7 protein-coding genes are annotated in these 7,913 nt (G+C 34.3%); 5 read left to right on the top strand and 2 right to left on the bottom strand.

The window, feature by feature from the left end; genetic code table 11:
- Positions 1-218: NAD(P)H-dependent oxidoreductase (locus ACIQ2Z_RS12105; RefSeq protein WP_396184424.1), on the bottom strand; the 218-nt coding region annotated here is incomplete at its 3' end.
- A 72-nt stretch (positions 219-290) separates the two neighbouring features.
- Here ACIQ2Z_RS12105 and ACIQ2Z_RS12100 point away from each other — a divergent pair.
- Positions 291-1,163, top strand: a complete 873-nt coding sequence (locus ACIQ2Z_RS12100; RefSeq protein ID WP_396184423.1) for a tetratricopeptide repeat protein — start codon at positions 291-293, stop codon at positions 1,161-1,163.
- A gap of 50 nt (positions 1,164-1,213) precedes the next feature.
- Here ACIQ2Z_RS12100 and lpdA read toward each other — a convergent pair whose 3' ends face one another.
- Positions 1,214-2,617, bottom strand: coding sequence for a dihydrolipoyl dehydrogenase (gene lpdA, locus ACIQ2Z_RS12095; protein ID WP_396184421.1), 1,404 nt, complete (start codon positions 2,615-2,617; stop codon positions 1,214-1,216).
- A 289-nt stretch (positions 2,618-2,906) separates the two neighbouring features.
- On the opposite strand from lpdA, the gene pckA reads away from it, so the two are divergent.
- The 4 genes from pckA (at position 2,907) to ACIQ2Z_RS12075 (ending at position 7,838) form a co-directional block, all read left to right on the top strand.
- Positions 2,907-4,526 carry a phosphoenolpyruvate carboxykinase (ATP) gene (gene pckA, locus ACIQ2Z_RS12090; RefSeq protein WP_396184420.1) on the top strand — a complete coding sequence of 540 codons (1,620 nt, stop codon included), beginning with the start codon at positions 2,907-2,909 and terminating at the stop codon, positions 4,524-4,526.
- 127 nt (positions 4,527-4,653) lie between these two features.
- On the top strand, positions 4,654-5,871 hold the full coding sequence (locus ACIQ2Z_RS12085; RefSeq protein WP_396184418.1) for an RsmB/NOP family class I SAM-dependent RNA methyltransferase: 1,218 nt from the start codon (positions 4,654-4,656) through the stop codon (positions 5,869-5,871).
- A gap of 4 nt (positions 5,872-5,875) precedes the next feature.
- Positions 5,876-6,928 (top strand): endonuclease, encoded by a 1,053-nt coding sequence (locus ACIQ2Z_RS12080; RefSeq protein WP_396184416.1) that lies wholly within the window; start codon positions 5,876-5,878, stop codon positions 6,926-6,928.
- A gap of 241 nt (positions 6,929-7,169) precedes the next feature.
- Complete coding sequence (locus ACIQ2Z_RS12075; RefSeq protein WP_396184414.1) at positions 7,170-7,838, top strand: FMN-binding negative transcriptional regulator; 669 nt, start codon at positions 7,170-7,172, stop codon at positions 7,836-7,838.
- The last annotated feature ends 75 nt before the right edge of the window (positions 7,839-7,913 follow it).

Raw genomic sequence — 7,913 nt, 5'->3', positions numbered from 1 at the left:
ATTCCGGTAGATGCTTGAATATGCTTATAAACTTGATTGATTGACGACGGAAAACCATTATCTCGTTGTTCATCTTCACTATAAACAATCAAGTCTATATTAGACAATTTGAATAATTCAAACTTTGACTCTTTCAATTGAGTAGTCAAATAGGTTACTAATTCGTGATTGATTGAGGTGGAAGAATTACTTCCGGCAAAGGCTAAGAGGGTTGACATTCGTTATTATTTTAATTTACCACAAAATTAGCTAAAGAAAATTATTATATTTGATAAATAAAAATTTAATACATGAAAAAATCACTTTCTATTTTCATTTTGCTTTTTCTAACTCAAAATTCATTTTCTCAAAACACAAGTGATAAATCGGCATTCAATGTGAAGTATTATGATGCAAAAGATAAATGGGTTATTTTTCCCAAAAAAGATGCCGATAGTACGCATATTTTTGGATTTATTTATCTTGATATGCAAGCAGGATTTACTCTAAATTATGAAGGAAATGTAGTAATTGACAAATATGGCAAATTCAAATATTATACAAATGGAAAAGAAAGTTCAATTAAAGCTAGATTAGAACCTTACAAAACTTCTGATGTGTATATAATTCCGGATAAAATAATAGAAAGTTTTGAATTATCAATTGTTCCTGATTGGTTAAAAATTTATGAACCCTCAAATCCTGAAAGTATCCAAGCTTTAAAAGATTACGGGTATCAATACAATCATGTTGGAGCCTGTGAAAAAGCTTTAGTTTATCTAGAAAAAGCATATAAAATCAATCCGCATTATGATGGTCTAGAATTTGAATTGGCCTATGCTTATAACCACTTAAAGCAATATGACAAAGCAATAACTCTGTTAGAAAAAGCTATAAGTAATAATCCGAAAAATTATTATTTTTTTAGAGAATTAGGATTTGCTTATGTTAGACAAAACAAAATACCTTTAGCAGAAAGAACCTATTTAAAAGGAATAAAAATGTCTGATAATGATTTTGAAAAAAGTGAAATGGCTTTAAATATGGCACAAGGATATTTCAAAGTTAAAAACAGAAAAAAGTTTGATGAATGGGCGAAGTTAACTAGACAATATGCTAAACCAAATTCACAATATACACAATATATTGATTTATTTGAAAAAGAATGGGATAGTCCCAGATAACAAAAAAAACCTGCTTTTTCAGCAGGTTTTCAATTTATTATCATTTTTAATTACACATGCAACGCACGATTGTCCGTAGCCGCCAAAGCCGCTTCTTTAACCGCTTCTGCAAAAGTTGGGTGAGCATGACTCATTCTCGAAATATCTTCAGCACTTGCTCTAAATTCCATTGCTGTAACAGCTTCAGCAATTAAATCGGCACAACGAGGGCCAATCATGTGAACGCCTAACACTTCATCGGTTTTCGCATCGGCTAAGATTTTTACAAATCCGTCCGTATCGCCACCTGCTCTTGCTCGTCCCAAAGCTTTAAATGGGAAACTTCCCGATTTGAAAGCAACTCCTTCTTCTTTTAATTGCTCTTCTGTTTTTCCAACAGCAGCAACTTCCGGCCAAGTATACACTACACCCGGAATCAAATTATAATCGATATGCGGTTTTTGTCCGGCTAAAATTTCGGCAACCAGCACACCTTCTTCTTCAGCTTTATGAGCCAACATCGCTCCACGAACCACATCGCCAATCGCATAAATATTCGAAGCAGTTGTTTGTAAATGATTGTTTACTTCAATCTGACCTCTATCGGTTACTTTTACTCCTGCTTTTTCGGCATTCAAACCATCCGTGTAAGGTCTTCTTCCTACTGAAACCAAGCAATAATCTCCTTCTAAAGACAAAATTTCTCCTTTGGGAGTTTCCGCTTCAACAGTTACGGTTTTTCCTTTTCGATCAACCGATTTCACTTTGTGTGAAGTGTAAAATTTCATTCCTTGTTTTTTCAACACTTTGGTCAGTTCTTTCGACAAGGAAGCATCCATTCCGGGAATAATACGGTCCATGAATTCCACTACCGAAACTTGTGCTCCTAATCGAAGATACACTTGTCCTAATTCAATTCCGATTACTCCACCACCAATAATTACTAAATGCTTTGGAACTTCTTTTAATTTTAACGCTTCGGTAGAAGTGATTACCCGTTCTTTATCTAACGTGATAAATGGCAAATTCGATGGTTTTGAACCCGTTGCAATGATTGAATACTTGGCTTCAATTGTTTCTGAGGAACCATCATTTTTGGTTACTTTCACATGTGTAGCATCTTCAAACGAGCCAATTCCTTCAAAAACAGTAATTTTATTTTTATCCATCAAAAACTTGATTCCACCTGTTGTTTGATCAACAACGGCTTGTTTTCGGGCTATCATTTTTTCCAGATTTACTTTCACTTTACCCACTTCGATACCGTGCTCTTCAAAATGAGCTACTGCATCATGGTAATGATGAGAGGAAGAAAGCAAAGCTTTAGAGGGAATACATCCCACATTTAAGCAAGTTCCGCCTAAAACCGAATATTTTTCGATAATAGCCGTTTTAAATCCTAATTGTGCACAACGAATGGCAGCCACATAACCTCCGGGACCGGAACCGATGATAGCAACATCAAATTGACTCATATGTTTTTATTTAGTAGTTAAATATCAGTTAAACGACTGCAAAATTACGAATGTTTTTTGGTACTTTTAAGTATAGTTTTAGTAAACTTTTTCAAATTATAAAATTGGAAAGTTACTCATTCGTAATCACTTATAAATCAACACAAAGTAATGAAATCGTTTTCGTAGATTTCTAAATTTCATGACATTTATCATCTTTATTGGATGTAAATTTTATGACCTTTGAAGTATAAGATTTCAAGTTATAATCAAATAAAAAAAGACGTTAAATAAATAAATTTTTAGAACCATGAAAAATATCAAAGTCATTCAAGAGCTTCACGATTTGGGAATCACCGGCTACCATGAAGTAGTGTACAATCCTTCTTATGAAGAATTATTTCAAGCGGAAACCTCTCACATGAGAAAAGGATATGAAAAAGGAGCGTTAACCGATACAGGTGCTGTTGCAGTAAAAACAGGCGTTTTCACAGGTCGCTCACCTAAAGATCGATACATTGTAAAAGATGATGTTACTAAAAACACTATTTACTGGGATGAAAAAGTAAATTTTCCCACCTCTCAAGCGATTTACAGTGAATTAAAATCGTTAGTTTTAAAACAACTTTCCACTTCCAAAAAATTATATGTCGTGGATGCCTTTTGTGGCACAAACCCCGACACTAGACTAAAAGTACGTTTTGTAATGGAAGTAGCGTGGCAGGCTCATTTTGTAACCAATATGTTTATTCGCCCTTCTATCTATGAATTAGAAAACTTTGGCGAACCTGATTTTATTGTCATGAACGGTTCTAAAACGACTAATCAAAATTGGAAAGAACACGGTTTAAATTCTGAAAACTTTGTAGTATTTAATTTAACAGAGAAAATCCAAATTATTGGTGGTACTTGGTATGGTGGTGAGATGAAAAAAGGAATGTTTGCCATGATGAATTACTATCTTCCACTAAAAGGAATGGCATCGATGCATTGTTCTGCTAATGTAGGTGAAAAAGGTGATGTAGCGGTATTCTTCGGATTATCAGGAACAGGAAAAACAACTTTATCTGCCGACCCAAAACGTTATTTAATTGGAGATGATGAACACGGCTGGGACAATAACGGAGTATTTAATTACGAGGGCGGTTGCTACGCTAAAGTAATTGATCTTAGTGAAGAAAACGAACCGGATATTTGGAGAGCAATAAAACGGGATGCCTTATTAGAAAATGTAGTGGTAAATGAATATGGTGAAGTAGATTATTATGACCATACAATTACTGAAAACTCTAGAGTTTCTTACCCAATTTACCACATCAATAAAATTGTGTTACCATCAAAAGCAGGTCATGCAAAAAAAATAATTTACCTTTCTGCTGATGCCTTTGGTGTATTGCCTCCAGTTTCTATTCTTGATGAAGACCAAGCTCAATATCATTTCTTATGTGGTTATACCTCCAAATTGGCAGGAACAGAAAGAGGAATTACTGCACCTGAACCTTCATTCTCACCTGCATTCGGTGAAGCTTTTTTAACTTTACATCCAACCATGTACTCTAAAACATTAATTGGAAAAATGAAAGAGCACGGAGCAAAAGCATATTTAGTAAATACCGGATGGAATGGTACCGGAAAAAGAATTTCTTTGAAAAATACTCGTGCGATTATTGATGCCATTATCAGTGGAGAAATCGATCAAATGGAAACCAGACATATTCCTTTCTTAAATTTAACAGTTCCAACTTCTTTACCTAATGTTGATAAAGGCATTTTAGATCCAAGAGACACTTATAAATCAGAAGAAGAATGGGAAGTAAAAGCCAAAGATTTAGCTGCTCGATATATCAAAAACTTTGAACAATATACTGATACAGAAGAAGGTAGAAAATTGGTTTATGCCGGTCCAAGTTTAGAAAATGTATTAGCATAACTCAAACACTAACGACACTTGTTTTTTTCAAAACCCGATTGGATTTTTCCGTCGGGTTTTGAATTTTTAACGTTTATTAGTTAACTGACTCATAATTAATAGTACCTTTGCAGGCTATTTTATTGAAATGAGATTACACAGAAATTTAGTTTACACAACAATTGATTCCTTGAATGCCATATTTAACGAAGGTGAATATGCCGATAAAGTGGTCGCTAGAGCACTAAAAAAAGACAAACGTTGGGGAAGTTCCGATAGAAAATTTGTGGCCGAAACCATCTATGAAATTGTTCGATGGAAACGATTATATGGCGAAATTGCTCAAGTAAAAGAACCTTACGATCGGGATGATTTATGGAGAATGTTTGCCGCTTGGGCCGTATTAAGAGGCTACCCAATACCTGATTGGAGACAATTGGAAGGAACTCCGCAACGCAAAATCAAAGGGCGTTTTGATGAATTATCCAAAATAAGAAAATACCGTGAATCTATTCCCGATTGGATGGATGAAATGGGTGTAAAAGAATTAGGAGAAGAACTTTGGTCGAAAGAAATTGCTGCTCAAAACCAACAGGCTCAAGTTATTTTAAGAGTGAATACCTTAAAAACAACAAAACAAAAATTACGGGCAATCTTGATGGATTTAAACATCGAAACAGATTACCTTGAAAAACAAGCAGATGCCTTAGTCTTAAAAGAGCGGGCAAATGTTTTCTTAACCGATGCTTTTAAAGAGGGTTTATTTGAAGTACAAGATGCAAATTCACAACTTGTAGCTGCGTTTTTAGATGTAAAACCCGGAATGAAAGTAGTTGACACTTGTGCTGGTGCTGGTGGAAAAACCTTGCATATGGCATCCTTAATGGATAACAAAGGGTTGTTAATTGCGATGGACTTATATGAAAGTAAATTAAAACAGCTAAAACTTCGAGCAAAACGAAATGGGGCTTTTAATATTGAATACCGTATTATCGATTCTACGAAAGTAATTAAAAAACTATACGAAAAAGCTGATCGTGTATTAATTGATGCTCCTTGCAGTGGTTTAGGGGTTTTAAAAAGAAATCCTGATAGTAAATGGAAATTACAACCAGAATTCATAGACAATATCCGTAAAGTGCAAGCAGAAGTTTTAGAAAGTTACTCTCGAATTGTAAAACCGGGTGGGAAAATGGTTTATGCTACCTGTTCTATTCTACCTTCTGAAAATCAAGAACAAATTAAGCGTTTCTTAACTACTGAAAACGGTAAAAACTTTACTTTTGTACAAGATAAAAAAATTCTAGCCTCCGAATCTGGTTTTGATGGGTTTTATATGGCCTTATTAGAACGAAAAAACGAATAATTACATGAAAAAAATCTACTCTATTTTATTGTTATTAGTTGTAACACTTGGGTTTTCTCAGCAAGCATATTACAATGGAATTAACTTTAGTTTAAATGGTCAACCGCTCAAAAATCAATTAGCTCAACTAATAATTACTACTCATACCAAAGAACTTAGTTATTCTCAAGTTTGGAATGCTTTAAAAATTACTGATTTAGATCCTTCTAATTCTTCAAATGTATTGTTAGTATATGGTTGGGAAAATGGTTCCGATGATGATGTAACCAACGACTTAAGCAGAAATAAAAATGATAATGGCGGTAGTAATGGTCAGTGGAACAGAGAGCACGTTTATGCACAATCTGTTGGAACACCTGACTTAGGTCAAAGTGGTCCCGGAGCTGACGCTCATATGCTACGTGCTTGTGACGTTCAGCGTAATGGCACAAGAGCAAATCGAAAATATGCTACCGGTTCTGGAAATTCTACTGTTGTCGGTGCAAATTGGTATCCAGGTGATGAATGGAAAGGTGATGTAGCCAGAATCATTATGTATATGTATCTCCATTATGGGAATCAATGCTTACCTTCAAATATTGGAGTTGGAGCCAATGCAGATGCCGGTGATGATATGATCGATTTATTTTTAACTTGGAATGCGGAAGATCCGGTTTCACAAACTGAAATAAATAGAAATAACTACTTAACTAATGCAAATAATACCTACGGTCAAGGAAATAGAAATCCGTTTATTGATAACCCTTACTTAGCCACAAAAATTTGGGGAGGTCTTCCTGCTCAAGATATTTGGGGAACTTTATCAACTACACAAATGGTTGCTTTTAAGTTTAGCCTTTATCCAAATCCAAGCAATGACAGAAGAATTAATATAGATTCTGAAATGGAAGTGGACGAAATTCAATTAATCAATATCAATGGTCAATTGATGCAACAAATTCAAAAACCAACTAGAACTAATAATACCTATACGGTTGAAAATTTACCTACAGGTTTTTATTTTCTAAAAGTGACCGCCGATAATCAATCGGTTACTAAAAAAATACTTGTGAATTAAATGACTTTTTTAATTCATAAAATAAATTGCATAGCAACCTGATTGGGTTGCTATTGTTTTTTAAATCAATTTAGGGCTATGAATTTGTGGAGAATTATTTTATATATTTGAAAGAATAAAACGAAATAGACATTTGCGAATTTAACTAAAACTGGGTGTATATGCGAAGGTTTGAACCGGCTATTTAATAAGTTAGTAGGCATTGTAGGAGACCAATACAAATAGATAAACAAACAGAAATATGTACAACTTTTCATATTTTAAAGAAAAAGACCAGCAGACAATTTTGGACTTCATAGCAGAAAACCCGTTTGCTTTTATGACAGGTAGTTTTTTATCAGGTAAACAAGTAGCCACACAAATACCAATTTTACTTGAAGAAAGAAATGGCGAATTGTTTTTGCAGGGTCACATTATGCGAAGCACAGACCACCATAAGGCTTTTATTGAAAATCCAAACGGACTTTTGCTATTCACTGGACCGAGTTGTTATGTAAGTGCCTCTTGGTACAGTAATCCTCAAATTGGTTCTACTTGGAATTATATGAGTGTTCACATAGCCGGTCAAGTCAATTTTATGACAGACGAAGAACTAATTCTCTTTATGCGTAAACTGACTTTAAAGTTTGAAAAAGGTAATGCACAATCATTAACATTTTATGACAACCTTCCTGACCAATATCTAAGCAAAATGATGCCAGCCATTGTTGGCTTAGAGATTAAGGCAGACAACATTGAGAATGTATTCAAACTTAGCCAAAACAGAGATAAAAAAAGTTATGTGAATATTATTTCAAAATTGGAAGCACAAGGTGGACAAAGTGCTTTGATAGCTTCAGAAATGAAAAAAAGACAAGCAAAACTATTCCCAGAAGGTATTGAACAGGACGGTTCAAAAATTGACTCATAAACAACAATTTTCAATTCACAAACCCCCGATTCCGCCCTAATCCTTCCGTATGGCTTAATCAACAAATAAACTTTT

The organism is Flavobacterium sp. (assembly GCF_044361015.1).
GTDB lineage: Bacteria > Bacteroidota > Bacteroidia > Flavobacteriales > Flavobacteriaceae > Flavobacterium.
The sequence above is the reverse complement of the archived record's forward strand: the minus strand, read 5'-3'. Positions and strand labels throughout refer to the sequence as shown.

What these genes read in the sequence shown, in the direction of transcription:
- ACIQ2Z_RS12075 (WP_396184414.1), top strand. Translation starts at nt 7,170, where the DNA reads ATGTACAACTTTTCATATTTTAAAGAAAAAGACCAGCAGACAATTTTG.
- ACIQ2Z_RS12085 (WP_396184418.1), top strand. Translation starts at nt 4,654, where the DNA reads ATGAGATTACACAGAAATTTAGTTTACACAACAATTGATTCCTTGAAT.
- ACIQ2Z_RS12080 (WP_396184416.1), top strand. Translation starts at nt 5,876, where the DNA reads ATGAAAAAAATCTACTCTATTTTATTGTTATTAGTTGTAACACTTGGG.
- lpdA (WP_396184421.1), bottom strand. Translation starts at nt 2,617, where the DNA reads ATGAGTCAATTTGATGTTGCTATCATCGGTTCCGGTCCCGGAGGTTAT.
- ACIQ2Z_RS12100 (WP_396184423.1), top strand. Translation starts at nt 291, where the DNA reads ATGAAAAAATCACTTTCTATTTTCATTTTGCTTTTTCTAACTCAAAAT.
- pckA (WP_396184420.1), top strand. Translation starts at nt 2,907, where the DNA reads ATGAAAAATATCAAAGTCATTCAAGAGCTTCACGATTTGGGAATCACC.